The organism is Pustulibacterium marinum, from assembly GCF_900116665.1.
Lineage (GTDB): Bacteria > Bacteroidota > Bacteroidia > Flavobacteriales > Flavobacteriaceae > Pustulibacterium > Pustulibacterium marinum.
In genome coordinates this window covers 277,628-303,370 of sequence record NZ_FPBK01000002.1, presented here as the reverse complement: position 1 = coordinate 303,370, position 25,743 = coordinate 277,628, and the positions used below count along the sequence as shown (strand labels likewise).

General features: G+C 34.6%; 17 protein-coding genes. 8 read left to right on the top strand and 9 right to left on the bottom strand.

The window, feature by feature from the left end; translation table 11 throughout:
* Window positions 1-3: 3 nt before the first annotated feature.
* Together BM383_RS05765 and BM383_RS05760 are read right to left on the bottom strand one after the other, a co-directional pair.
* Window positions 4-2,433, bottom strand: a complete 2,430-nt coding sequence (locus tag BM383_RS05765) for a YfhO family protein (protein ID WP_093023941.1) — start codon at window positions 2,431-2,433, stop codon at window positions 4-6.
* Between the two features lie 19 nt (window positions 2,434-2,452).
* Window positions 2,453-2,734 carry a DUF4834 family protein gene (locus tag BM383_RS05760; protein ID WP_093023939.1) on the bottom strand — a complete coding sequence of 94 codons (282 nt, stop codon included), beginning with the start codon at window positions 2,732-2,734 and terminating at the stop codon, window positions 2,453-2,455.
* 166 nt (window positions 2,735-2,900) lie between these two features.
* Between BM383_RS05760 and BM383_RS05755 the strand changes: the two genes are divergently transcribed.
* Together BM383_RS05755 and BM383_RS05750 are read left to right on the top strand one after the other, a co-directional pair.
* Window positions 2,901-3,947 carry a transporter gene (locus BM383_RS05755; protein WP_093023937.1) on the top strand — a complete coding sequence of 349 codons (1,047 nt, stop codon included), beginning with the start codon at window positions 2,901-2,903 and terminating at the stop codon, window positions 3,945-3,947.
* 6 nt (window positions 3,948-3,953) lie between these two features.
* Window positions 3,954-5,075 (top strand): GNAT family N-acetyltransferase, encoded by a 1,122-nt coding sequence (locus BM383_RS05750; protein ID WP_093023935.1) that lies wholly within the window; start codon window positions 3,954-3,956, stop codon window positions 5,073-5,075.
* A 75-nt stretch (window positions 5,076-5,150) separates the two neighbouring features.
* Here the strand turns inward: BM383_RS05750 and BM383_RS05745 are convergent, their stop codons facing one another.
* The 6 genes from BM383_RS05745 to porQ all read right to left on the bottom strand — a co-directional run bounded on the left by BM383_RS05745 (window position 5,151) and on the right by porQ (window position 13,796).
* A complete protein-coding gene (locus BM383_RS05745) occupies window positions 5,151-6,347 on the bottom strand; it encodes an acetate/propionate family kinase (RefSeq protein ID WP_093023933.1) in 1,197 nt (398 codons plus the stop codon).
* 29 nt (window positions 6,348-6,376) lie between these two features.
* Window positions 6,377-8,470 (bottom strand): phosphate acetyltransferase, encoded by a 2,094-nt coding sequence (gene pta / locus BM383_RS05740; protein ID WP_093023931.1) that lies wholly within the window; start codon window positions 8,468-8,470, stop codon window positions 6,377-6,379.
* A gap of 208 nt (window positions 8,471-8,678) precedes the next feature.
* Window positions 8,679-9,941: a cysteate-C-fatty acyltransferase gene (locus tag BM383_RS05735; RefSeq protein WP_093023929.1), complete on the bottom strand. Its 1,263-nt coding sequence runs from the start codon at window positions 9,939-9,941 to the stop codon at window positions 8,679-8,681.
* Window positions 9,942-10,174: 233 nt separating this feature from the next.
* Complete coding sequence (gene rpsA, locus BM383_RS05730; protein WP_093023927.1) at window positions 10,175-11,941, bottom strand: 30S ribosomal protein S1; 1,767 nt, start codon at window positions 11,939-11,941, stop codon at window positions 10,175-10,177.
* 170 nt (window positions 11,942-12,111) lie between these two features.
* Window positions 12,112-12,804 carry a (d)CMP kinase gene (cmk, locus tag BM383_RS05725; RefSeq protein ID WP_093023925.1) on the bottom strand — a complete coding sequence of 231 codons (693 nt, stop codon included), beginning with the start codon at window positions 12,802-12,804 and terminating at the stop codon, window positions 12,112-12,114.
* A gap of 5 nt (window positions 12,805-12,809) precedes the next feature.
* Window positions 12,810-13,796: a type IX secretion system protein PorQ gene (porQ, locus tag BM383_RS05720; RefSeq protein WP_245766537.1), complete on the bottom strand. Its 987-nt coding sequence runs from the start codon at window positions 13,794-13,796 to the stop codon at window positions 12,810-12,812.
* Between the two features lie 196 nt (window positions 13,797-13,992).
* On the opposite strand from porQ, the gene BM383_RS05715 reads away from it, so the two are divergent.
* The 5 genes from BM383_RS05715 (at window position 13,993) to BM383_RS05695 (ending at window position 21,997) form a co-directional block, all read left to right on the top strand.
* Window positions 13,993-14,661 (top strand): response regulator transcription factor, encoded by a 669-nt coding sequence (locus BM383_RS05715; RefSeq protein WP_093023921.1) that lies wholly within the window; start codon window positions 13,993-13,995, stop codon window positions 14,659-14,661.
* Window positions 14,662-14,717: 56 nt separating this feature from the next.
* Window positions 14,718-16,031 (top strand): sensor histidine kinase, encoded by a 1,314-nt coding sequence (locus BM383_RS05710; protein WP_177229068.1) that lies wholly within the window; start codon window positions 14,718-14,720, stop codon window positions 16,029-16,031.
* Between the two features lie 66 nt (window positions 16,032-16,097).
* Window positions 16,098-16,499 (top strand): hypothetical protein, encoded by a 402-nt coding sequence (locus tag BM383_RS05705; protein ID WP_093023917.1) that lies wholly within the window; start codon window positions 16,098-16,100, stop codon window positions 16,497-16,499.
* 49 nt (window positions 16,500-16,548) lie between these two features.
* A complete protein-coding gene (locus BM383_RS05700) occupies window positions 16,549-20,880 on the top strand; it encodes a CusA/CzcA family heavy metal efflux RND transporter (RefSeq protein ID WP_093023915.1) in 4,332 nt (1,443 codons plus the stop codon).
* Between the two features lie 4 nt (window positions 20,881-20,884).
* Entirely contained in the window at window positions 20,885-21,997 is a 1,113-nt protein-coding gene (locus tag BM383_RS05695) for an efflux RND transporter periplasmic adaptor subunit (RefSeq protein ID WP_093023913.1), read from the top strand.
* Between the two features lie 72 nt (window positions 21,998-22,069).
* Here BM383_RS05695 and asd read toward each other — a convergent pair whose 3' ends face one another.
* Window positions 22,070-22,957: an archaetidylserine decarboxylase gene (asd, locus tag BM383_RS05690; protein ID WP_093023911.1), complete on the bottom strand. Its 888-nt coding sequence runs from the start codon at window positions 22,955-22,957 to the stop codon at window positions 22,070-22,072.
* A gap of 174 nt (window positions 22,958-23,131) precedes the next feature.
* Here asd and BM383_RS05685 point away from each other — a divergent pair, with 174 nt between their 5' ends.
* A complete protein-coding gene (locus BM383_RS05685) occupies window positions 23,132-25,654 on the top strand; it encodes a PIG-L family deacetylase (RefSeq protein ID WP_093023909.1) in 2,523 nt (840 codons plus the stop codon).
* The last annotated feature ends 89 nt before the right edge of the window (window positions 25,655-25,743 follow it).

Sequence of the window (25,743 nt, the reverse complement as noted above, 5' to 3'; positions counted from 1 at the left end):
ACGTTATTCCTTTGAAGGATCTTTTCGTTTCAACTGAAAGAACAATCCGCCGGCTACCAAAAGTACCAGCAATACGTTCCCTGCCAAAGAGATAGCGCTTCCTGTTTTTACTACCTGCGGATCAAAGGTAAAGGTTATTGTATGGTTTCCTGCGGGCACCTGCATACCGCGCAGCGCAAAATCTACTCTAAAATGAGATACTTCTTTCCCGTCCAAAGTTACCTTCCATCCATGTGGATAATACATTTCTGAAAACACTGCCAAACCATCATTACTATTAGACGTTTGGTACACCAAATGGTCTGGAGTATGTTGTACCAAAGATATTTGAGCATCGGCCACGGTATAGCTTTCGGAAAGCGAAGCAGCCTCCGGAAAAGCACTGGTATTTACCACAGCGGTGGTTTTGGTTTGCAAGCTATCCAGACTTTTCATTTCGGCATCTTCTGAGCTCACTTTCTTAACGGAAGCTACAAACCACGCATTGCCATTCGCATCCGGATTTGGCGTTGGATATACGCTCCCTTCCTGATTTTGCTGAATAACGTACTTTACGTTCAGCATATTGAGAATATCCATATTACCGTTGGCAAGCTGATATTCATAAAGATCTTGTAAACGTTTCGGTTTTGCGGCGTGATAACCGCCTATAGAATTATGGAAATAAGACGTTCTAGCCCCATTAAGTCCTACGGAAGGCTCAAACACTCTAAAGTGGGTTGTATCTTTCAATATCTGTTGATCGGCTCTGGTAGCTTCAAAAGGGTGCGACATACGTCTGCTGGAAACAAAATCATCTTTGCTTACATAACGCTTATCTACCCCAACCAAATCTACCAATACCAAGATCACCAAAACACCAATGACCATATTTTGCTTTAAGGTGTTTTTTACATAGAACCAAACTGCGGCAAAGCCTATAGCTACAATAATAAGACTTCGGAATAGGTCGGCATTGTAAATACTCTTACGGTCTTCTATTAACAACCGAACAATGTCATCTCCGTAGTACTGACGAATCATACCATCGCTACTGCCCACAAAGTCAAACATCGACTTGATAAGGAACAATACCACACACAAGCCTCCCAAGATAATTCCTGTCCATTTAACAGCGTGTAGTTTCTCGTTGGTATCCACATCCTTGTCAAAGAGTTTCTTCAACCCGATGATTCCCAAAAGAGGAATGGTAAATTCTACCAATACCTGTATAGACGATACTGCTCTAAACTTATCATACAACGGGAAGAAATCAATAAACAGGTCTGTAAACCACATCAAATTCTTACCCCACGATAGTAAAAAGGCTAAAATACTCCCGGCAACCAACCACCATTTAAAGCGGCCTTTGACAAGAAATAGCCCTAGCACAAAAAAGAACCAAACAATAGCGCCAATATAGGCCGGCCCGGCTACGTAGTACTGAGGTCCCCAATAGGTGGTTAAACTTTCTGTTAGCCCCGCTGCCTGACTTTTTGGTACGCCACGTTTTTGCAAATAGGTGTACACGGCTGAATCTTCATCAAGATCTCTACTTCCGCCAAACATTCCGGGTACAAAGAGATTTAAAGACTCTACAATCCCATAACTATATTGCGTAATATATTCTTTGTCCAAAGCAGCATCGGTTTCCTTTGGAGATCCATCTGCATTGAACGTAAGTTCACTTTTACCGCGTGTACTCCACTTGGTATATTCTTGAGTAGCTAAAAGGTTGGTTGCATTGGTAAGGATTGAAATAATCACAGCTGCCATCAAAATCCCAACCGACTTAAAGAAATGTGGCAACTCCTTCTTCTTAAAAGCATCGATAAGATATACAACGCCCAGCGTGATAACCAGTAGCAATAAATAATACGTCATTTGGTAGTGATTGGCACTAATTTCTAACGCCATAGCAAAAGCCGTGAGCACCGCTCCCCAGAAATACTTCTTCCGAAATACCATGAGAATACCACCGATAACCATTGGAAAATAAGCAATAGCATGCGCTTTGGCATTATGCCCTACTCCTAAAATAATGATGTAATAGGTTGAAAAACCAAAAGCCAGCGAACCTAAGAATGCCAATCGGTAATCTACTTTCAACACTAACATCAACACATAGAAGCCTAAAAAGTATAGAAATACATAATCTGCCGGTCTTGGTAAAAAGCGAATCAAATGATCTAACTTCTTAATATAGTTGTGCGGATAATTAGCTCCTAATTGATAGGTTGGCATTCCACCAAAAGCACTGTCTGTCCAATACGATTCTGTACCGGTTTCCTTTTTATAGTCATTACGCTCTTTTGCCATTCCGTTGTATTGAACAATATCACTTTGTTCAATTACTTTTCCATCCAGAACAGGACTAAAATAGATAAGTGGAATAATGATAAAAAGTACGAAAACAGCAAGGTGCTTCCAAAGATCGTTGATGTTTAGGTTCATTGATGTGGTTGTAAAGTGGTTACTCTATTTCTTCAAAATCTATATACTCCCCTACTACTTTTTTATCGTTCTTAGGTTGTTTTTTATGGGATGTAGTATAGTTTGTGTCTTGATAATCGTTTTGGTGCTGTTGAGACTCTTGAAATCCTTGAAACTTCTTGTTGATATGGTCTTCAGATTTCTTTACTAAATATCTCAAAATGTATGGCATAAAAACCTTTGTTACATAACGAATAAGCATTAAAACACCTATGATGATGATAACGGTTCTTAAAAAGTTACCTAAATAAGCTTGCTGCATAATCAATTCTCTATATTCTTAAAATTCAAAAATACAATTCTTATCATTGTTACCTAGTACAAGTTTCATAAATCTATCTAAAAAACGTGCCTAACACTGCTGCACTGTTAGGCTGTTTAATTTGTATTTGCTACTTTTAACTTCCACAAGAAAACCAAAAAAACATATGAAATTAGTTATCCGAAGTTTTATTCTACTGCTACTATGTTCCTTCACCAATCTTCATGCTCAATATACAGACGTTATCAATTCCAACAGACCGGGAACGTCTATGAGTGCCTATAGCGTGGGGAAAAGAGTATTACAATTAGAAACCGGATTCACCTATAAAAAATTAGAACACCAAAACTTTAATCAATCTATTGTAGAGGGGTATGCTATTGATGGTACCTTACGCTATGGTTTTTTTAAAGAACAACTGGAAATTTTATGGGATTTCACCTATCAATTTGATGAATTGACCAACACAACCGTTTCGCCCGAAGTCATAAGCAAGCGCAGTAACTTTCTTAAAAACACACTCGGAATTAAATATTTACTCTTTGATCCGGTAAGTGAAGAAGATCAGAAAATCAATATAAGAAGTTGGGACGCCAATCATGGTTTCCATTGGAGAAATGTAGTTCCTGCCATTTCATTATATGCGGGGGCAAACTTCAACATGTCTGAAAGTCCATACGATTATTTCAATCAATATAATTTACAGAATTATGCCTTCTATGCACAACTGGAAGAACCTCAAATAAGCCCAAAGGCAGTGCTTTCTGCTCAGAGTAATTTTTTACCGTTTTGGGTTTTGGTAGCTAATTTCAGTTATAACCGTATTGCAACCGATTATCCAGAGATGGGATTTGTGGTAACAATTACACATGCCTTTTCTAGCAATCCTAGATTTAGTATGTTTGTGGAAGATCAAGGAGTTAAAAGTGATGTGTATGCTGATAATATTGTAAAATTTGGTTTTGCATATCTTTTAGGTAAAAATGTTCAAATAGATTTAAATGCAGGGACAAGTATAAAAGATACTCCGGCACAAACTTTTGGAGGACTCGGATTGTCTTTTAGAATTGATAGACACCGCGATGAATTAAAAACCAGTAAAGAAAAAGCAAACAAAGATCTTACAGGAGGAAAAAAGAAAAAGAAGAAGAAAAAGAAACGTAAAAAAGGACTCGAAAAAATAGAAGAAACGATAGAAGATCCGCAAGATTAACTAGCTATGATAACCATTAAAGAATTACAAACTAAAAAAGAAATGGAAACTTTTGTAAAGTTTCCATTTACATTATACAAGGGTAACAAATATTGGGTTCCGCCAATCATCAAAGACGAAATGGAATCCTTTAATCCAGAAGCTAACCCTGCCTTTCAAACTGCCGAAGCTAAATTTTATGGTGCTTACAAAGACCACAAAATGGTGGGTAGAATTGCCATTATTGTGAATTGGTTAGAGGTAAATGACCAAAAAATAAAGAAAGTACGTTTTGGTTGGTTTGATTTTATAGACGATCTGGAAGTTTCTAAAGCACTTCTAGACAAAGTTTTTGACACCGGAAAACATCACAATTTGGAATATGCAGAAGGTCCAATGGGCTTCAGCAATTTGGATAAGGTTGGTGTACTTACCAAAGGTTTTGAAGAATTATCCACCATGGCAACCTGGTACAATCACGCCTATTACGTGAAACATTACGAAGCATACGGATTTAAAGTAGAGAAAGAATATGTAGAAAATAGGTTTCCTTTTGCCAATGCTAAACCAATTTTCTTTCAGAAGGCCGAAAAGCTCATCAGAAAACGATACAACTTACGCCCGGTGAACTTTACAAAAACCGAAGACGTAATGCCGTATGTAGACAAAATGTTTGACTTGTTCAATTCATCGTATGCTACGCTTTCTTCATTTGTTGCAGTGACCGATGCTCAAAAGGAGTATTTTAAAAAGAAATACATCAGCTTTATCAACCCGGAATACATCAAGTTTGTAGTGAATGATAAAGATGAATTGATCTGTTTTGGAATTGTAATGCCTTCCTTCTCTGAAGCATTGCAGAAAGCAAACGGAAAACTGTTCCCTTTTGGATTCCTTCACTTACTGAAAGCTAAAAAATATAGCAAAACAGCTTTGTTCTACCTTATTGGTGTACAGCCTGAATATCAAAACAAAGGAGTAACCGCTATTCTTTTCAATGAATATTTCAAAGTAATGAGTGCAAAAGGTATTGAAAACTGCATTAGAACTCCAGAACTTGCAGATAATATGCCAGTTCGTAGACTTTGGAAGAATTTTGATCCAGAAGTATATGCAGAGCGTTGCACGTTTGTAAAAGATATTGAATAGTCTTAAATGACTTCATAAAATTAAAAAATCCGGATATGCTCATATCCGGATTTTTTAATTTATGCTATGCTGAGATTATTTAGTAACTACTGCAAAAGATTGTTTTGCTATTTCTAATTCTTCATTGGTTGGCACTACCAAAATCTTCAACGAAGCTTCTGGTAAATTTACAGCTCTAACGGTTTTTCCCCTTACTGCATTTTTACGAGGATCCAATTGCAATCCTAAGAAATCCATATCATCACATACAATTTTTCGAATTACGCTACTATTCTCGCCAATTCCGGCTGTGAATACAATAGCATCTACGCCATTCATTGCTGCGATATACGAACCAATGTACTTCTTAATTCGGTAACCATTCATATAAAGTGCCAATCTACAGTCTTCATCGCCTTCTGCAGATTTTTCTTCAATATCGCGCATATCGCTATAACCGGTTAACCCATACATTCCACTTTCTTTCAAAAGAATATTGTTTACCTGTTCTGCAGTATACCCAAGTTTATCTATCAAGAAAAATATCACAGATTGATCAATATCTCCTGCTCTGGTTCCCATAATCAATCCGTTTGCAGGTCCCAATCCCAAAGAGTGATCTATAGCTTTACCGTCTTTGATAGCAGTAATACTACAGCCATTTCCCAAATGCACGGTAATGATTTTTGAACTAGGAAATTCATGACGGTCCAAGTATGCAATTGCTTGTTCTGATACGTACTTATGACTGGTTCCATGAAATCCGTAAGCGCGAACATCGTTCTCTTCTAAAAACTTCTTAGGAATCGCGTATTGATACGCTTTTTGAGGCATTGTTTGAAAGAATGCTGTATCAAAAACCGCTACTTGCTTTGCTTTATCAAAAACTTTTTCTGCAACTTCAATTCCTTTTAAATTGTGAGGATTGTGTAAAGGAGCTAATGGAAAAACACTCTTTATTTTCTCCTTCACCTCTTCGGTCACTTCTACGGTTTCCGAAAAAGTTTTACCACCATGAACCACTCTGTGCCCTACAACTTGAATATTATCTTTGTCACTGATCACACCAAACTCTTTATCCAAAAGATAGGTGGTAATCTTCAATAATCCTGTTTCATGATCTGGAACATCTACTTCCTTGGTTAATTTAAAATCTCCTGATTTATAATGAATCAAAGCGCCGTCTAAACCTATACGCTCTACCAAACCACTGGCAGCTACAGTTTCTTCGGGCATTTTGATTAATTGATATTTTATAGATGAACTCCCTGAATTGATTACTAATATATTCATGAAAATATGATGTCTTTTTATGATTGAATTTAAATTCCTTGTGCCTGTATTGCCGTTAAGATAACGGTATTAAACACATCGTTAACCGTACAACCTCGACTTAAATCGTTTACAGGTTTGTTTAATCCTTGCAACATTGGTCCAATGGCCAAAGCTCCGGTTTCTCTTTGTACCGCTTTATAGGTGTTGTTACCCGTATTCAAATCTGGAAAAATCAATACATTGGCTTGTCCTGCAACTTCAGAATCTGGCATTTTACTTCTACCTACAGAAGCATCAACGGCAGCATCATACTGAATAGGGCCTTCCACTTTTAAATCTGGTCGTTTATTTCGGATAATTTCTGTGGCTTTGCGAACTCTGTCTACATCTTCTCCTTTTCCGCTTGTTCCTGAAGAATACGATAACATGGCTATTTTTGGCTCTAAACCAAAACCATTTGCACTTTCTGCTGAAGATATTGCAATTTCTGCCAGTTCCTCAGCCGAAGGATTTGGGTTTATCGCACAATCACCAAATACAGAAACACGATCTTCTAAACACATAAAGAATACAGAAGAAACCACCGAAACTCCCGGTTTGGTTTTAATAAACTGTAACGCCGGGCGAATAGTATGTTGTGTGGTATGTGCCGCTCCAGATACCATTCCGTCTGCGTCTTTCATATGAATCATCATGGTTCCAAAGTAGGAAACGTCGGCCATCATATCTCTGGCCATATCCATATTTACACCTTTATGCTTTCTTAATTCATAAAACGTTTCGGCATATTGCTGATATTTTTCAGACTTTACAGGCTCAATTACATTAATTTTCGAAAAATCTAAGTTCAAACCAAGATCGGTTGCTTTGGTTTTTATCTTATTCAAATTCCCCAACAATGTAATATCTACAATATCCAAGGCTAATAAGCGCATGGTAGCTGTAAGAATTCGTTCGTCTGATCCTTCCGGTAATACAATGTGTTTACGTGTATGTTGTGCACGCTTGTACAAACCATACTGAAACATTTTTGGCGTAATCACATGCGATTGGAAATTGATCAATTTTTCAGATAATTTATCTAATTGCAAATACTTTTCTGAAATAGCAATAGATGTAAGAATCTTGTCTTTACTGTCTCTATAAATTTGTGATTTGATACTCCCAATTTTATTGGTTACACCAAACGTTCCACCTTTTACAGAAACGATGGGTACAATTTGAGACAAACCTTCTATTAAACGTAAAATACTATCTTCTGGAATTAAACCTCCTGTTAATACAATTCCAGAAATTTTAGGATAATTAGAAGAAATATGTGCTTGTAAAGCTCCTAAAATAATATCGGCTCTATCTCCCGGAGTGATTACCAAGCTTTTTTCTTTCAATTTGGTAAGATAGTTTCTTAACTGCATGGCTCCTACTCCAAAACTACCGGTTTGATTGTTTAAATGATCTTCACCAAACAACACTTTACCATCTAGTTCTTCTACAATTTCTTTAATGGTAGGATTCATTAACGTATCTATCAAAGGAACTACAGATATTTCAACTTCTTCAGAAAATAACTTTTTCAGGTCGAAGGAAACATAATTCATATTTTCCTTTTCAATTTTATTGGCTACGATACCAATTACCTTTACTTCTTTGTTTCTGAAAGATGTATAAGCAAAATCTAACGCTCCTACTAACTCTTGTTGTGTTTTACCACGTCCACTACAAATAATAATAGTTGGAAGTCCTAAATTTCTAGCGATAGAAACATTGGTATCAAATTCAAAAACATTCCCTTTCATGGAAAAATCAGTTCCTTCAACCAATACAAAATCAAACTGATCTTCGAGTTCTTTATACTTTTGAATAATGACATCCAAAAAAGCTCCTCCATTATTCTTATCGCGCTTTTCTATTACTTCTGAACGCGTAACGCCATAAGCGGATTCATAGGTCTGAGCAACCTCAAAATGAGAAAGAATGGTTTCTATATGGTTATCTTTCTTACCTTCAGGGAGGTTGTCTATTATAGGACGAAAATAACCTACCTTTGCTGTTTTTCCTAGCAATGTTTGCATTAACCCCAAAGAAATCAGTGATTTTCCACTGTCTTCTTCCATTGTGGCAATGTAGATACCTTTATTCATAATGATATTATTTTCCTTCAAAATTACTGCAAATAGGATTGAATTTGCTGACTTTTGTCATTTTTTCGAGATTATAAAATTTACACCTTTGTGAACAAGAAATCATCAAAGAAAGTTTATTTTCTTTCTGACATTTTAAACCGAAATGGTCAAAAAAAAGGATGCCTTATCCAGCATCCTTTTTTCTTATTTTATATTTTATCAAAACTTATTCTCCCATTGCTTGCGTTACAGCAGCTGAAATTTTCTTATAAGTTCCGTTTTGTAATTTTTCTCTAATTGCTTCAAAAGCAGCTAAAGTAGTATTGATATCCTCTATATTATGAGAAGATGTAGGAATCATTCTCAATAAAATAATTCCTTTTGGAATTACAGGATACACTACAATAGAAAGGAATATACCATAGTTTTCACGAAGGTCATGAACCAATGCCATAGCTTCTGGAATACTACCTTTAAGGTAAACCGGAGTTACACAAGTATTAGTCTCTCCAATTTCAAAACCTCTACTCTTTAATCCATTTTGAAGGTTGTTTACGTTTTCCCATAACTTTGCTTTAAGCTCTGGCATGGTACGTAACATATCTAAACGTTTCAATGCTCCTTTTGTATAAATCATTGGTAATGATTTAGCAAACATTTGAGAACGTAAGTTATATTTTAAATAATCGATCGTGTCTTTATCTGCTGCTACAAAAGCTCCGATACTTCCCATTGCTTTGGCAAACGTAGAGAAATAAACATCAATACCATCTTGACATCCTTGCTCTTCACCAGCACCTGCTCCAGTTTCTCCTAAAGTACCAAAACCGTGTGCATCATCCACTAAAACACGGAAGTTGTATTTTTCTTTTAAAGCAATAATTTCTTTTAGTTTACCTTGCTGTCCTCGCATACCAAAAACACCTTCGGTAATTACCAAAATACCTCCATTACTTTCATCTGCAATTTTAGTAGCACGTTGTAAGTTTTTCTCTAAACTTTCAACATCGTTATGCTTGTATGTAAATCTTTTTCCGTGGTGTAAACGTACCCCGTCTATAATACATGCATGTGAATCTACATCGTATACAATTACATCATTTTTAGAAACCAATGCATCAATAATGGAAACCATTCCCTGGTAACCAAAGTTTAAAACATAGGCAGCCTCTTTTTTCACAAAAGCAGCTAATTCGTCTTGTAATTGTTCGTGCACAGAGGTATGACCACTCATCATACGAGCACCCATTGGATAAGCAGCACCGTATTCTGCCGCTACTTCTGCATCTATTTTTCTAACTTCGGGATGGTTCCCTAAACCTAAGTAATCGTTAATACTCCAGTTTAAGATATCTTTTCCTCTAAATTTCATTCTTGGGCTAAGCTCTCCTTCCAATTTTGGAAATACGAAATATCCTTCTGCATGTGCAGCCCATTTTCCTAAAGGTCCTTTGTTTTGCTGTATTCTCTCGAATAAATCTTTTACCATTTTTTGAAGCGATTGTATTTGAAATCAGGCAAAAGTAACTAATTTTAGTTAGCATTCATAATATTTAGAAAGCATTTTTCAACCGTTACTTGTTGATAGTTTTCCCTTTTAAACAGTGGCATAAACTGTAATCAAAGATCATCTTATGAAAGACTAACAATCAAATACTTATAACCATAAAAAAAGCCCTGAAAAAAATTCAGGGCTTTTAAAATTATTTTAAAATTTCAGGATTATTTTCCTTCCATTTTATCTTTTAATTCTTGTAAAGCGTCTAAGTCTCCTAAAGTAGTTTTCTCTGCATTGTTACTTGCTTTAGTAGCAGCTTTTACATTTTTCTTCTCTTCATCTTTGAAGATAGCTGTATGAGAAGCAACAACTCTTTTGAACTCTTTGTTGAATTCAATGATTTTGAAATCTGCAGCTTCACCTTTTTTCAATTTGCTACCGTCTTCTTTTTCTAAATGACGAGAAGGAATGAATGCTACGATATCCTCGTTGAAAGTTACAGTTGCACCTTTGTCAACGATTTCATCGATAGCTCCGTTGTGAACAGTTCCTTCAGCATAATCATCTTCATACTTATCCCATGGATTAGCTGTTGTTTGTTTGTGACCTAAAGATAATTTACGTCCGTCAACATCTAATTCAAGAACAACTACTTCTAAGATATCACCAACGTTTACAAACTCAGATGGGTGTTTGATTTTCTTAGTCCAAGAAAGATCAGAGATATAGATTAATCCGTCAATTCCTTCTTCTAATTCTACGAATACACCAAAGTTAGTAAAGTTACGTACAGTTCCTTTATGTTTAGAACCTACAGGATATTTAGTAGTAATATCTGTCCATGGATCTGGAGTCAATTGCTTGATACCAAGAGACATTTTACGCTCTTCTCTGTCTAAAGTTAAAACAACTGCTTCAACTTCGTCACCAACATTTACGAAATCTTGAGCAGAACGTAAGTGAGTAGACCAAGACATTTCAGAAACGTGGATTAATCCTTCTACACCGTCAGCAACTTCGATAAACGCACCGTAGTCTGCAATAACAACTACTTTACCTTTAACTTTATCACCTACTTTAACCTCGTCTCCAAGAGCTTCCCATGGGTGAGCTTGTAATTGTTTAAGACCTAATTGAATTCTTGACTTGTTATCATCAAAGTCTAAGATTACAACATTCAATTTCTGATCTAATTCTACAACCTCGTTAGGGTGGTTGATACGAGACCAAGAAAGATCTGTAATGTGGATTAAACCATCTACACCACCAAGGTCAATAAACACACCGTAAGAAGTAATGTTTTTAACAACACCTTCTAATACTTGTCCTTTTTCTAATTGACCAATGATTTCTTTCTTCTGCTCTTCGATATCTGCTTCGATAAGCGCTTTGTGAGAAACAACTACGTTTTTGAACTCATGGTTGATTTTAACCACTTTGAATTCCATAGTTTTGTTAACGTACTGATCGTAGTCACGGATTGGTTTCACATCAATTTGAGAACCAGGTAAGAATGCTTCGATTCCGAAAACATCTACAATCATACCACCTTTAGTTCTACATTTAACGTAACCGTTAACTACTTCACCTTTATCATGAGCATCGTTTACACGATCCCAAGCTTTGATTGTTCTTGCTTTACGGTGAGATAATACTAATTGACCAGATTTATCTTCTCTAACGTCAATCAATACTTCTACTTTGTCACCAACTTTTAAATCTGGGTTGTAACGGAACTCGTTCAAAGAGATTACACCTTCAGATTTAGCGTTGATGTCGATGATAGCTTCACGATCTGTAATGTGAATTACTTCTCCTTCTACTACCTCTTCATCTGCAGTGTCTACGAAGTTTTTCTCTACTAAGTTTTCGAACTCTTTTAGTTGTTCGTCCTCTACCTGATCAATACCTTCTTCGTAGTTGTGCCAGTTAAAATTCGCTAAAAACTCTTCTTGGTTTTGAGCTACAGTTTTGTTTTGTTCTTCAGCCATGTGCTGATTAAAAATTTGTATTCTGCTTTGCTAGGAAAGTTCAACTCCAAAACAGAAGTATTAATAAATTGATATACAATAATTTCCTTCTCCTCTCCTACTTTGTTTAAAAAGGAGTGCAAAAATACAAACTTGTTTTATGATTTACAACAGCTTAAATGAAAATTTATTTATTTTTCTAAAGTAATATGTACTAGACTTAAAATTCTTGCAAACTGCTCTTCTCTACTCATATAAGAATTATCAATTTCTACAGCGTCTTCTGCTTTTACCAATGGAGAATCTTCTCTTGTAGAATCTATATGATCGCGTTGCTGGATATTTGATAATACAGCGTCAAAATCTACTGCTTCTCCTTTTTCTGTAAGTTCTTTATACCTGCGTTCCGCCCTTACTTCTGCAGAAGCGGTCATAAATAGTTTTAATTCTGCATCTGGAAAAACTACTGTACCTATATCTCTACCATCCATTACGATTCCTTTTTCCTTACCCATTTCTCGCTGTTGCTCTACGAGTTTGTAACGAACCTCGGGAATGGCAGCAACTACACTTACCAAATTAGAAACTTCTAAAGTTCTTATTTTATCTTCTACATTGATGTCATTTAAGTACATATCTGCAGCACCTTTCTCTTCATTGAACTTAAATTGCAATTTAACCTGAGGCAAAAGTTTAATCAACCCTAAACTATTGGTTAATTCTGGTGAAACCATTCCTGAATTCATAGCAAATAAAGTAACTGCTCTATACATTGCTCCCGTATCTACATAAACGTAGCCGAGTGATTTTGCAATTTCCTTTGCTATGGTACTTTTTCCTGTTGATGAAAAACCATCAATAGCAATTGTAATTTTCTTTTTCATAGATATTATTGAAGATTGAAGTGTACACCTAATAAACTCGCATGTGACGCAGTGGTGTACCTTGCAAAGGTATAGCTTATTTTGGTCTTATTAATTTGTAACGCAAATCCTCCTGAAAATCCTGAAAATGATCTTAGTTCTTCTATTTTTCCTTCGGAAGATCTTCTAAAGTTGTAACCTAAGCGAATATTGAAGTTTCCTTCCGGAAATAGTTCAGCGCCAATAACAGTATGTCTAAAGAGTTCTTTAAAAAAAGTATCGCTCTCCTCAGTTACAGTTCCATCTAAACTCTCTTCTGAATTTACCGGGTTTGAAAATGATACATTCCAATATTGTAAATCTTCAAAAGTTAAATGCCAACGAATTGGTACATGTTCTAAAGTCTGTGACAAACCTAAATCTACTTCCAACGGTAAAGATTCTTGCAAACCTGCATAGGTTGTAAATTGAACTCCTATATTACGAACTACAATAGCCGCGTTAAAGTCGAGTTTATCATTTACATACATTAAACCAAGGTCAAAAGCTCCTCCCATAGAATTATAGCTTTCAAAGGAAGAATAAATATATTTCACATTGGCTCCTACCCTAAAATCAGACCACGGAATATCATAGGCCCAACCAACAGAAACGGCTGTTTCACTTCCAGAGAAGCTTCCTGTATCATTTCCATATTCATCTCTTCCATCAAAAGATCCATAATTCACATAGGTAATACCTGCCATAATTGTATTAACATATCTGTCATACTGATAAGCATATGTTGCAGATCCATAATTCACATTTCCCAAGTAATTCCCATAATTCAATGCCAGTTGATTATCCATATCATTATTAATACTTGCCGGATTGAAAAGTCCTTGGGCAACATCGCTATCAAAATTGGTAATAACTTTTCCACCCAGTGCAGCTTGCCTTGGAGAAGTTACAAGATTAAGAAACTGATAGGTACTTTGCCCCCCAATTTGGGCAGAAATTATTTCTACAAACATTATTAAAAAAAGGGTAAACAAAGCTTTTCGCATGGGCGCAAAATAAATAAAACTTACTCAAACAACGATGTATAAGCGGGAATATTTTAACAGTTACAAAAGATATTATGAAGAAGCTTTAAATATAAAGGTTGGTTTTAATCAAATCTTAAGAATAAAAAGGAAATCTAACTATTTGATTTTCTATTTTTGAAGTATGGCAAAAATTCTAATTATAGAAGATGAAGATGGTATTGCAAATTTTGTAAAGGAAGGTTTAACAGAAGAAAATTTCCATGTTTCTATTGCAAATACAGGAACCGAAGGTTTACAGTTGCTTAAGCTAGAATCCTTTGACTTAATCTTGCTAGACTGGATGTTACCTGGAATTAGTGGTTTGGAAATTTGTAAAATATACAGAAAAGAAAATACCGCAACCCCAATCATTTTTTTAACCGCAAAAGATACTATCCAAGATACTATTGCAGGTTTGCAATCGGGCGCAAATGATTATATCAAAAAACCTTTTCATTTTGATGAACTAATTGAGCGCATTAAAGTACAGTTAAGAAATGTATCCAATATACATAGCATACTTCAATTAAAAGACATCTCTATGGATATTGATGCGCATAAAGTAACAAAATCTGGACTTGAAGTTCCACTTACTCAAAAGGAATTTGCCTTGCTAGAACATTTACTTCAAAATAAAGGAAAAGTTTGTTCTAGAAATCAAATTATTGAACAAGTTTGGGATATTCATTTTGAATATGACACCGGTATTATTGATGTTTATATAAATGGACTACGTAAAAAATTGGGTTTCACTAAAACCGAAGATTACATACAAACTGTGCGTGGTGTAGGTTACATGATTGTAGAATGAATTTATCTTTTAAAAATAGAATTTCTCTTTATTACATGCTTATAACTGCCATTGTTATGAGCGTTGTATTTGCAGGTATTTATCTTGTTGTAAAAAAATCTTTATATCAACATATTGATTCTGATCTCTTTTATGAGTCTAAATTACATCTTGCTGAAATTGCAGTAGATCATCATCAAATTGTTTTTACAGATAAAGAAGAATGGGAAGAACGAGAACATGTTGAACTACAGGTAAACCCGGTTTTTGTGCAGATAACGGATTCATTGGGAAATACACTGGACAAATCACCCAATCTTAAAAATGGCAACCTAAAACTTCATGTTAATCAAGAGAATAATAGTGCATTTAACACCAAATTGAACGGTACTTTTATCAGACAAATTCAGACTCCAATACATGAAAAAAATGTTGTCAAAGGCTATATTATTACAGCTATGTCCGTTGAAAATATTACCGAGATATTGGATGATCTATTATTTAATCTGTTACTCTTTTTCCCATTTATATTGATTCTCATCTTTGTGAGTTCAAGAATTTTAGCCGGTGGTGCCATTAAACCAGTTCAAAAAATAACAAATACAGCCAATCTAATTACAAAAGAGAATTTAAATCAAAGAATTACACTTCCTAAAAATAAAGATGAACTATTTTTAGTAACCAAGTCCATTAACGACCTTTTAGACAGAATTGAGGAAGCTTTACAACGAGAAAAACAATTTACTTCAGATGCTTCACATCAATTAAGAACTCCGCTGGCAGTATTAAAAGGAACCCTGGAAGTGTTAATTAGAAAAGAAAGAAATTGTAAAGAATACGAAACGAAGATAACTAGTAGTATTCAAGAAATTGACCGTATTTCAGACATCGTAGATCAATTATTACTACTAGCTCGTTTTAATAAGAACGAACAACTTATAAACAAGGAAAACTTTGCTACAACAACTCTTATAGATGATATTATTCAGCGTTTTCGAAAGCAAATTTCAGAAAAAAACATTGCCGTTTATATAAAAGATGATCATTGCCAAGAATTATTTACAAGCAAATATTACTTGGAATTAATACTCGAAAATTTGCTGAGTAACGCCATTAAATATTCTCCAATCAATTCAAAAATAACCATTAAGTTATCTCAAGAAAATAATAAGCCTTACATTTATATTGAAGATCAAGGAATAGGAATTGCAAAGGATGAATTTGATAAAATTTACAATCCATTTTACAGAATAAATCCAAGTGATAGAAAAATAAAAGGAAATGGTTTAGGCCTGTCCATAGTAAAAAAAGCTAGTGAAATGATTCATGCCCCTATAACCATGCATAGTGAAGAAGGAAAAGGAACTACTTTTAAAATTACAATAGATTAAAAATTAAGCGAATCTTAAGAATAGAATGCTTCAATAGAAAACAAAGAAAAGTACCTTTGTAACCATATGTTTAAAAACTACTTACATATTTTTTTCCTTCTAAAATTCAGTATTCAACTCATTTTTGGAGCGTTTACCGATATGAAAGAATATGTTGGTTTATATGATCATTACCAACTTCATCATTCTGAATTTGGTGATAACTTCTATTCATTCTTAGAAAAACACTACGGAAAAAACAAAGCTTCGCACACAAAAGAGCACGATAGCCAACATAAAATTCCGTTTGATAATCATTCAGGAGAGCACCACATCAATCATTTTATCCCAAATTATCTTTTAAAAAATACGGAAAAGATTACGACATCAGTGGTTATCAATCATAAAAAAACTATCCTTTATACACCCAATTGCCAGCATTGGCTTCTTTCAAATAAGCTATTACAACCTCCTAAATATTTGATATAATTCAAGCGTAAAATACAAAAATCAAGTTTTATCTTATTGAATCATATCCATGCAAAAAATAATTAAGTTTAGCATGCAGCATAAGCTGTTAGCTATACTATTCACTCTCGTAATAGCAGGTTTTGGTGTTTATTCCCTTACAAAAATACCCATTGGAGCTGTACCCGATATTACCAACAATCAGGTACAAGTAATTACAACTTCAGAAAATTTATCTACCGAAGATGTAGAAAAATTCATTACCTATCCCGTAGAGCTAGAAATGGCAAACATACCTGGGGTTAAAGAAATAAGATCGGTTTCCAAATTTGGTCTTTCTGTTGTCACCATTGTTTTTGAAGAATCTATAGGAACGTATTTACCTCGACAATTAATTGCCGAAAAAATAAAATCGGCTTCACAAAATATCCCTGAAAGTTTTGGAGCTCCAGAAATGGGACCTATCACCACAGGACTTGGAGAAATCTATCAGTATACACTAGATGTTAAGCCAGCATATAAAGATTGGTATTCTGCAGCCGATTTAAGAACCATTCAAGATTGGATTGTAAAACGAGAACTTTCTGGTATCAAAGGCGTTGTAGAAGTAAATACATGGGGTGGATATCTCAAACAATACGAAGTAGCTATTAACCCAGAACATCTTAATGCCCTATCGTTAACTCCTTCTCAAGTTTTTAAAGCATTAGAAGAAAATAATAGTATCGCAGGCGGTAGTTATATTGAAAAAAACAATCAAGCCTATTTTATTCGTGGTGAAGGTTTGGTAAGCAGTAAGGAAGATATTGAAAATATAGTAGTTTCAACGCAAAATCATATTCCTGTTCTTATTAAAAATGTTGCGCAAGTAAAATTTGGACATGCCACCCGTTTTGGAGCTATTACAGCAAATGGAGAGGGTGAAAAAGTAATGGGGCAAATTATGATGTTGAAAGGCGCCAACTCATTGGAAACTATAGGCTTGGTAAAAGATCGTATAGCTACTTTACAAAAAACATTACCAGAAGGAGTTTATATAAATCCAATTTTAGATCGTAGCGAACTTATTGCAAAAACTACTCATACCATTGCAGAAAACCTCATTTTAGGATGTTTAATTGTAATTTTTGTAGTGGTATTATTACTCGGCAATTGGCGATCTGGTTTGGTTGTAGCTTCCGTTATACCATTGTGTTTACTTTTTGCTCTTTCTATGATGTACATTTTCAATGTCAATGCAAACTTAATGAGTCTTGGAGCCATTGACTTTGGAATTATTATAGATGGCGCTGTAATCATCGTAGAATTCATAGCCCATGAATTCATGAAACATAGCAAAGAACTGCAAGAATTTTCTAAAAGTGATAAAAAAAATACAAGAGATACAATTGCTCTTGATGGAGCTAGCAAAATGATGAAATCTGCCTTTTTTGGACAAATCATTATCTTAATCGTATTTATACCTATTTTATCCTTACAAGGTGTAGAAGGAAAAATGTTTATTCCCATGGCTCTTGTGTTTAGCTTCGCATTAATAGGAGCTATGATTCTTTGTCTTACATATGTTCCGGTAGCTTCTTCTTTATTTCTTAGTTCCAAAAAAAGAACAAAACCAAATCTATCTGATAAATTGATGGCTTTTCTTCATAAGAAATACACTCCTACCATCAAATTTGCGCTCAAACATACCAAACCAATTATAGCCATTAGTTTACTGTTCATCATACTTGGTGGTTTTCTATTTTCTAGAATGGGAAGCGAATTTGTACCTACTCTTGATGAAGGTGATTTTGTAATTCAACCTGTTCTCAAAACAGGTACATCACTAGATGAAACTATAAAAATAACAACACAGATTGAAAAAACACTAAAGGAAAATTTTCCAGAAGTGGATCAAATTGCAAGTAGAATTGGTGCGGCAGAAGTACCTACTGATCCTATGTCAATGGAAGAAAGTGATGTCATCATCAAACTAAAACCAAAAGACGAATGGGTTTCTGCAGAGACAAAAGATGAGTTAGCCGGAAAATTTAAAGAAGCGCTTGAAGTAATTCCTAATATGGAAATAGAATTTACACAACCCATAGAAATGCGCTTTAACGAGCTGGTTACCGGTGTTCGATCGGATATTGCTATTAAAATTTTTGGAGAAGATTTAGACATTCTAGCTGCAAAGGGAAAAGCTATTAAAAATGTAATTAGCAATATTCCAGGAGCCGCAGATATCACAGTTGAAAAAATTGAAGGTTTACCACAAATGCGCGTTCGCTATAACCGAGCTAAAATAGCACAATATGGTGTTGCTATAGCAGATCTGAATAATCTTATTTCAACAGGATTTGCAGGAGCTAAAGCAGGAACCGTTTTCGAAGGAGAAAAGAGATTTGACCTAGTAGTAAGACTTCAGGAAAATTATAGAAAGGATATTGAAAATCTAAAAAGACTTTACATAAATACTGCATCTGGAAATAAAGTTCCATTAGAAGAACTAGCTGAGATAAGCTATACAAAAGGTCCTGCTAAAATATCTAGAGACGATACCAAACGTAGAATTGTGGTTGGAGTAAATGTGAGAAACCGAGACTTACAATCTGTAGTAGATGATATTAAAAAAGTAGTAAACTCAAAAATAAGCTTACCTTCTGGATATAATATCACGTATGGCGGTCAGTTCGAAAACTTACAAAGTGCTCGTAACCGATTGCTAATTGCTGTTCCGGTGGCTTTGATCCTTATATTTCTCTTGCTATATATGGCATTTAATTCGTTAAAAGAAGCACTTATGGTATTCTCCGCTATTCCCTTGGCAAGTATTGGTGGAATCTTCTTTTTATGGCTTCGTGGAATGCCATTCAGTATTTCAGCAGGTGTAGGTTTCATAGCACTTTTTGGTATCGCAGTTTTAAATGGCATTGTGCTTATAGAATATTTCAAGGAACTGGAACACACAACAAACCTTTCATTACAACAAATAATTATCAAAGGAACCAACGATCGTTTACGTCCTGTATTACTCACTGCATCTGCAGCAGCTCTAGGATTTCTTCCCATGGCTATTTCTACCAATGCCGGTGCAGAAGTGCAACGACCTTTAGCCACTGTAGTAGTTGGTGGTTTAATCACTGCAACCTTACTTACATTGATTGTATTACCGGTACTTTACATTGTTTTTTCTAAACCGATTCGAATGAAAATAAATTCAAATAAACATATCAATACGTTATTGCTGTTGATTACTATTTCTATATTTCCATGCTTAACAAATGCGCAAGAAAATATACTTTCAACAGAAGCTATTATAGATAGTGCGATGACAAAAAATCTATCTTTAAGAGAATTAAAAGAACAGACCAATGCAGCCCAGGCACAACAAGGAACTGCTTTTGACTTTGGAAAGACTTATATTTTTCACAGCTACGATGAAAATAATCTTGCTATAAACAATGAACCTTTAAAGGTTTGGGGAGCCACACAAGATTTTGCTTTCCCTACGGTTTACGGAAGTAAACACAAGGTATTAAAACAAAATTTTGAAGTAGCAAAAGCTGAGCAAAACTACAAGAAAATTCAGGTAAAAAAAGCTGTTCTTCAAAGTATCAATCATGTGCAATTTACCACTGAAAAAACGGAGATCTATAAATACTTAGATAGTTTGTATCAAAACTTTTCCCATGCAGCCACAAGAAGATTTGAATTAGGTGAAACTAACTATCTTGAAAAAATCACCGCGCAAACAAAGCAAAAAGAAATAGCTATTCAATTTCAATCTTCACAACAAGATGTGTCTTCTGCTTACCAAGAACTATATCAACTTTCACAAATAGAAAAGTCGTTTAAACTTGAAAAATCAACTTATGATAAAATTCTTGTAAACGCCATAGACACTTCCAATAATGCAGGTCTTCAAGTCCAAAGAAAACAGGCTACCTTGAGCAACCTAAATTACAAATTTGAAAAACAACAGTTACTACCAGACATTTCTGTAGAATACTTTCAAGGAACCAACAGTGATTTAAATAAATCGCTTTCCGGTTATCAAATTGGACTTCACATCCCCATTTTGTTCAATGGACAAAAAGCCAGAATTAAAGCTGCAAAATTTAAAAGAGACGCTGCATCCTATCAAGTTAAATCTTACAGCTCACAATTACAAACTAAATACCAGATGCTATTGAGCGAGCTTCAGAAACAACAATTAGAACTTGATTATTACGAACAAGAAGGTGCTGTACTGAGTAATAAAATTATAGAAACTGCCGAGAAGAGTTTTAAGAATGGCGAAATAGATTTTTTTCAATACATACAAAGTATTGACACTGCAATGAAAACTAGACTTGCACATTTACAAGCTCTTTTCTCTTACAATGAAATTGCTATTCAAATCAACCATTTAACGCTTTAAGAAAATGAAAAATCTATCAACAATCATATTACTTTTAATAGTAGCTTCTTGCGGAGAATCTTCTTCTACAAAAGAAAATAAAACTACTGCAAACGAAACAGAATCTAATGAAATATTCATTACAAAAGATCAGTTTTCTTCAAATGATATGAAATTGGGAAAACCACTAGAAACTACATTTGACAATTATATATCTGCAAATGGCTATATAGATGTTCCTCCACAAAATAGAGCCTCGGTTCGCACTTTCATGGCAGGATATGTTAAAAAATCTCCATTACTTATTGGAAACCATGTAACTAGAGGAGCTTTACTACTTTCATTAGAAAACCCCGAATATATTGATATTCAACAAGAATATATGGAAATTGGCGAGCAACTGGAATACTTAAAATCTGAATATGAGCGTCAAAACACTCTTTACGAAGAACAAATAACTTCAGAAAAAAACTTTTTAAAAGCGAAATGCGATTACAATGCAGCAAAGGCAAAATTTAATGGATTGGAAAAAAGAATACGCCTACTCAACCTAAATCCAAACCAAGTTATGAAAGGAAATTTTTCATCAGTAATTCATCTATATGCTCCAATTACCGGGACTATTGCAAATTTAACTTACAGTATAGGAAGCTATGTTTCTCCAACAGATGAGCTCATGGAAATTGTAAATAATGATCATTTACATTTGGAGCTCAATGTTTTTGAAAAAGATATTTTAAACGTTCATAAAGAACAAGAAATTAAATTTAAAGTATTAGAAGCTTCTGACAGTACCTTTAATGCACAAGTACACTTGGTAGGTAACACCATTTCCAAAGATAAAACGGTAAAAGTTCATGGTCATTTACGTAATGAAAAAGATATGAATTTTACAGTAGGAATGTATGTCAACGCAAAAATCATTACAAATACAAGCAAATCTTTTGCAATACCAGCAACAGCAGTAAATAATGAAGATGACAAACGTTTTGTTTTTATTTTAATATCTGAAAATAACGAAGGATACTACTTTAAAAAAACGGCACTTCCCATATTATCAAGCAATGATTCACAAGTAGCTATTCCAGAAAATATCAAAAATAAAACTGTGCTTATAAAAGGAGCTCATTTTTTATAAAACTCAAAGAAAGTAGTTCATTTGCATCCCTTTTTCTGAATTGATAAAAAGGGATGTTTTTTTATGAATCGTTTATGATTTTGGCACTCCAATAGTTTCTCCCATTTTCACATAGGTCTCCAATTTGTTTTTGGTATTTTCTAATAAATCGGGTGAAATTTCAAAATCTTTCGAATTAAAAAGCATTACAACCGTTGATCCTCCAAATGCAAAATACCCCATCTCTTCCCCTTTTTCAACAGCTTTCTCAGGTGTAAAGGTGCTATGCATACTCCCCACCATTGTGGCTCCTACCGGAAGAATTAACATAGGTGTTTTATCTGTAATTTCTAATGTACACAGTTCACGCTTGTTTTCACAAAATACTTTTGTAAAATTCTGAATTAAAGCATAAGGCGAAACCGAATAGTAATGTCCCTTTATAGGTTGAATTGCAGAAGGAACTCCTGCATATGGAAAGTGATACCTGTGGTAATCGTTTGGTGCTAATCGCAATATAATCATAGAAGCTTTCTTATACTTTTTGGCCAAAACTTCGTCTCCTAAAAATTCTTTCAACGTAAACTTTCTTCCTTTCACATAAAAGTGATGTACATCTTCAAAGTTTTCAAAAGCAAGCAATCTTCCATCACCCGGTGATACCAACCCCTTTCCAATAGGTCTTGCACCTGGTTTTAGCATTCTGTAGAAAAAATCATTAAACGAGGTAAACTCAGCAACCTGTTTCTTAGACTCGCTCATATCTATACCCAAAGCATCTATAAAGGGTTGTATTTTTTGAATAGACGCCGGTTTATCCATTCGCTTTCCAAACAAAGCCGTAATTAATTTTCGCTTGGCAAACGGTAATATAGTTTTTGTTCCAATAGGATTTTTATACAAGAATTTTAAAAGTCCCACAGCTGGCGGATTTTCCGTTTCTATAGCTCCGGTTGCTCTATTGATGTATTTTATTTCCATTGTTGTTTTGGCTTTGATATGGTATGATATTGAATTACAAAAGTAACCGTACTCTTTATGATATTAAAATTTAAAGGAAAGATAAGTTCATTTTAGTTCAGATAAAATTCACCAATTGAAACCTGCTTTGGGTATAATTTTTGATATATTTGAAAATCAACTAAAACCCGAAACATGCGAAAAATACTGGCTATTGTTATATCTTTTACCTTTACCTCCCTATCATTTGCACAAAAGCCTACCACTTATAATGCTTCAGAAATTTACGAACAGATACAAAAGCTTAATTTTCTGGGAACTGCACTTTATGTTGCTGCACATCCCGATGATGAAAACACCGCTTTAATTGCATACTTATCTAACCATACAAAAGCAAGAACAGGTTATTTATCACTTACACGCGGTGATGGTGGACAAAATTTAATTGGAACCGAATTAAGAGAATTACTTGGTGTATTGCGTACCGAAGAATTATTAGCAGCACGTCGAGTAGATGGTGGAGAACAGTTTTTTTCAAGAGCAAATGATTTTGGATATTCAAAACACCCAAGTGAAACGTTGGAATTTTGGAATGAAGATGATGTACTTGCAGATGTAGTTTGGACCATGAGAAATTTCAAACCAGACATTATCATCAATCGTTTTGACCATAGAACTCCGGGAACTACGCACGGACACCATACTACCTCGGCAATTTTAAGTGTTACAGCCTTTGATAAAGTAAATGATCCAAAAGCTTTTCCAGATCAATTACAATACACAGAAACCTGGCAACCAAAACGTATGTTTTTCAATACCAATTGGTGGTTCTACGGAAGCAAAGAAGCTTTTGATAAAGCAGATAAATCTAAAATGATTTCTGTGGATGATGGTGTATATTATCCTTTAAAAGGAAAAAGTAATGGCGAAATTGCCGGTTTAAGTAGATCTCAACATCGTTGTCAAGGTTTTGGAACTGCAGGAACAAGAGGAAGCAATACTGAATATTTAGAATTGATTAAAGGTGAAATGCCTTCTAACGAAGAAGATTTATTTAGCGGCATTAATACAACATGGACAAGAGTTAAAGGAGGAAAAGCTATTGGTAACATTCTAGAAAATGTTGAAGCTAATTTTAATTTTTCTCATCCTGAAACGCATGTTTCAGAGCTTTTGAAAGCTTATAAATTGATTCAAAACCTAGAAGATTCTTACTGGAGAACTTATAAATCTAACGAAATCAAGCAAATTATTCAGGCATGTTGCGGACTGTATATACAAGCAAATAGTGTAAATGCAAGTGTAACTCCTGGTAATAGTGCCACAATTCAACTTGAAATAACCAATAGAAGTCATCAAAATATTGTGTTACAAAATGTAGCGATTGATAAAGACAATCAAGCGAAAACATTTCAAAAATCCCTTCCATATAATCAAGAAAATACGTTTGATTTTTCGGTAACTATTCCAAAAAACAGTGCATACAGTACTCCATACTGGTTAATGGAAGAAGGTACATTGGGTATGTACAAAGTAGATAAACAAAAACTAATAGGAAAACCAGAAACACCGGCTCCAGTAAATGCTACCATAAGTCTGCTTATTGATGATACCCCTATTACATTCACAAAATCTGTTGTCTATAAAAAAGTTTATCCTGATAAAGGTGAAACTTTTGAACCATTTCATATACTTCCGGAAGTAACAGCATCCATTGCCAAAGATGTGATCATTTTTTCAAATTCTGATACACAAGAAATTGAAGTTACCGTAAGAGCTGGGAAAGATCATACTGAAGGAGTTGTTTCCTTATCTATTCCAAAGGAATGGGAAGTATTCCCAAAAGAAATTGCTTTTTCAATCAATGAGAAAAATGACATACAACAACTAAAGTTTTCTGTGACACCTCCAAAACAAGAAAGCGTGGGGAGTGTACAACCTATTGTTACTATCAACAATCAGCAATATGATAAAAAACTAGTTACAATAGATTATGATCATATTCCGAAACAATCGGTCTTATTGCCAGCCACTTCCAAAATTGTTCGTTTGAATATTGATAAAGCTGGAGAACATATTGGTTACATAGCAGGAGCGGGTGATAAAATACCAGAAAGTCTTCAGGAAATAGGATATTTTGTTTCAATAATTGATCCTGAACTAATTACAGAAGGCAACCTTTCACAGTACGATGCAATTGTTATAGGAATTCGAGCTTATAATACTGTCAATACACTTCCATATAAACAACAATTTCTAGAATCGTATGTTAAAAATGGAGGAACTGTAATTGCACAATACAACACCAACAGAAGATTACTTACAGATCATTTGACCCCGTATAAAATGAGTTTGTCATATGATAGAGTTACAGATGAAAATGCGACAGTAACATTTCTTGAAAAAGATAGTCCTATTCTAAATTTTCCAAATAAGATCACTCAAAAAGATTTTGATGGATGGACGCAGGAACGCGGGTTGTATTTCCCAAATAGCTGGGACGAAGCCTTTACTCCAATTTTATCTATGCATGACAAAGGAGAAGAAGCCAAAAAAGGTAGTCTCTTGGTGGCAAAATATGGAGAAGGATATTATATTTATACAGGATTAAGCTTTTTCAGAGAACTTCCAGCTGGCGTTCCTGGTGCTTTTAAATTGTTCACCAATCTTATTTCGGTTGGTAAAAGTGAACTTCCTAAAGATAAAATAAAAGGATAACAATGTTTGACAAATTCAAATGGAATCATATATATTTTGCCGTTATATTGGCAAACATCTTCTACTTTATAGTCTTTTATATCATTATG

Coding starts and splice junctions, on each gene's coding strand:
- BM383_RS05765 (WP_093023941.1), bottom strand. CDS start 2,433: ATGAACCTAAACATCAACGATCTTTGGAAGCACCTTGCTGTTTTCGTA.
- BM383_RS05760 (WP_093023939.1), bottom strand. CDS start 2,734: ATGCAGCAAGCTTATTTAGGTAACTTTTTAAGAACCGTTATCATCATC.
- BM383_RS05755 (WP_093023937.1), top strand. CDS start 2,901: ATGAAATTAGTTATCCGAAGTTTTATTCTACTGCTACTATGTTCCTTC.
- BM383_RS05750 (WP_093023935.1), top strand. CDS start 3,954: ATGATAACCATTAAAGAATTACAAACTAAAAAAGAAATGGAAACTTTT.
- BM383_RS05745 (WP_093023933.1), bottom strand. CDS start 6,347: ATGAATATATTAGTAATCAATTCAGGGAGTTCATCTATAAAATATCAA.
- pta (WP_093023931.1), bottom strand. CDS start 8,470: ATGAATAAAGGTATCTACATTGCCACAATGGAAGAAGACAGTGGAAAA.
- BM383_RS05735 (WP_093023929.1), bottom strand. CDS start 9,941: ATGGTAAAAGATTTATTCGAGAGAATACAGCAAAACAAAGGACCTTTA.
- rpsA (WP_093023927.1), bottom strand. CDS start 11,941: ATGGCTGAAGAACAAAACAAAACTGTAGCTCAAAACCAAGAAGAGTTT.
- cmk (WP_093023925.1), bottom strand. CDS start 12,804: ATGAAAAAGAAAATTACAATTGCTATTGATGGTTTTTCATCAACAGGA.
- porQ (WP_245766537.1), bottom strand. CDS start 13,796: ATGTTTGTAGAAATAATTTCTGCCCAAATTGGGGGGCAAAGTACCTAT.
- BM383_RS05715 (WP_093023921.1), top strand. CDS start 13,993: ATGGCAAAAATTCTAATTATAGAAGATGAAGATGGTATTGCAAATTTT.
- BM383_RS05710 (WP_177229068.1), top strand. CDS start 14,718: ATGAGCGTTGTATTTGCAGGTATTTATCTTGTTGTAAAAAAATCTTTA.
- BM383_RS05705 (WP_093023917.1), top strand. CDS start 16,098: ATGTTTAAAAACTACTTACATATTTTTTTCCTTCTAAAATTCAGTATT.
- BM383_RS05700 (WP_093023915.1), top strand. CDS start 16,549: ATGCAAAAAATAATTAAGTTTAGCATGCAGCATAAGCTGTTAGCTATA.
- BM383_RS05695 (WP_093023913.1), top strand. CDS start 20,885: ATGAAAAATCTATCAACAATCATATTACTTTTAATAGTAGCTTCTTGC.
- asd (WP_093023911.1), bottom strand. CDS start 22,957: ATGGAAATAAAATACATCAATAGAGCAACCGGAGCTATAGAAACGGAA.
- BM383_RS05685 (WP_093023909.1), top strand. CDS start 23,132: ATGCGAAAAATACTGGCTATTGTTATATCTTTTACCTTTACCTCCCTA.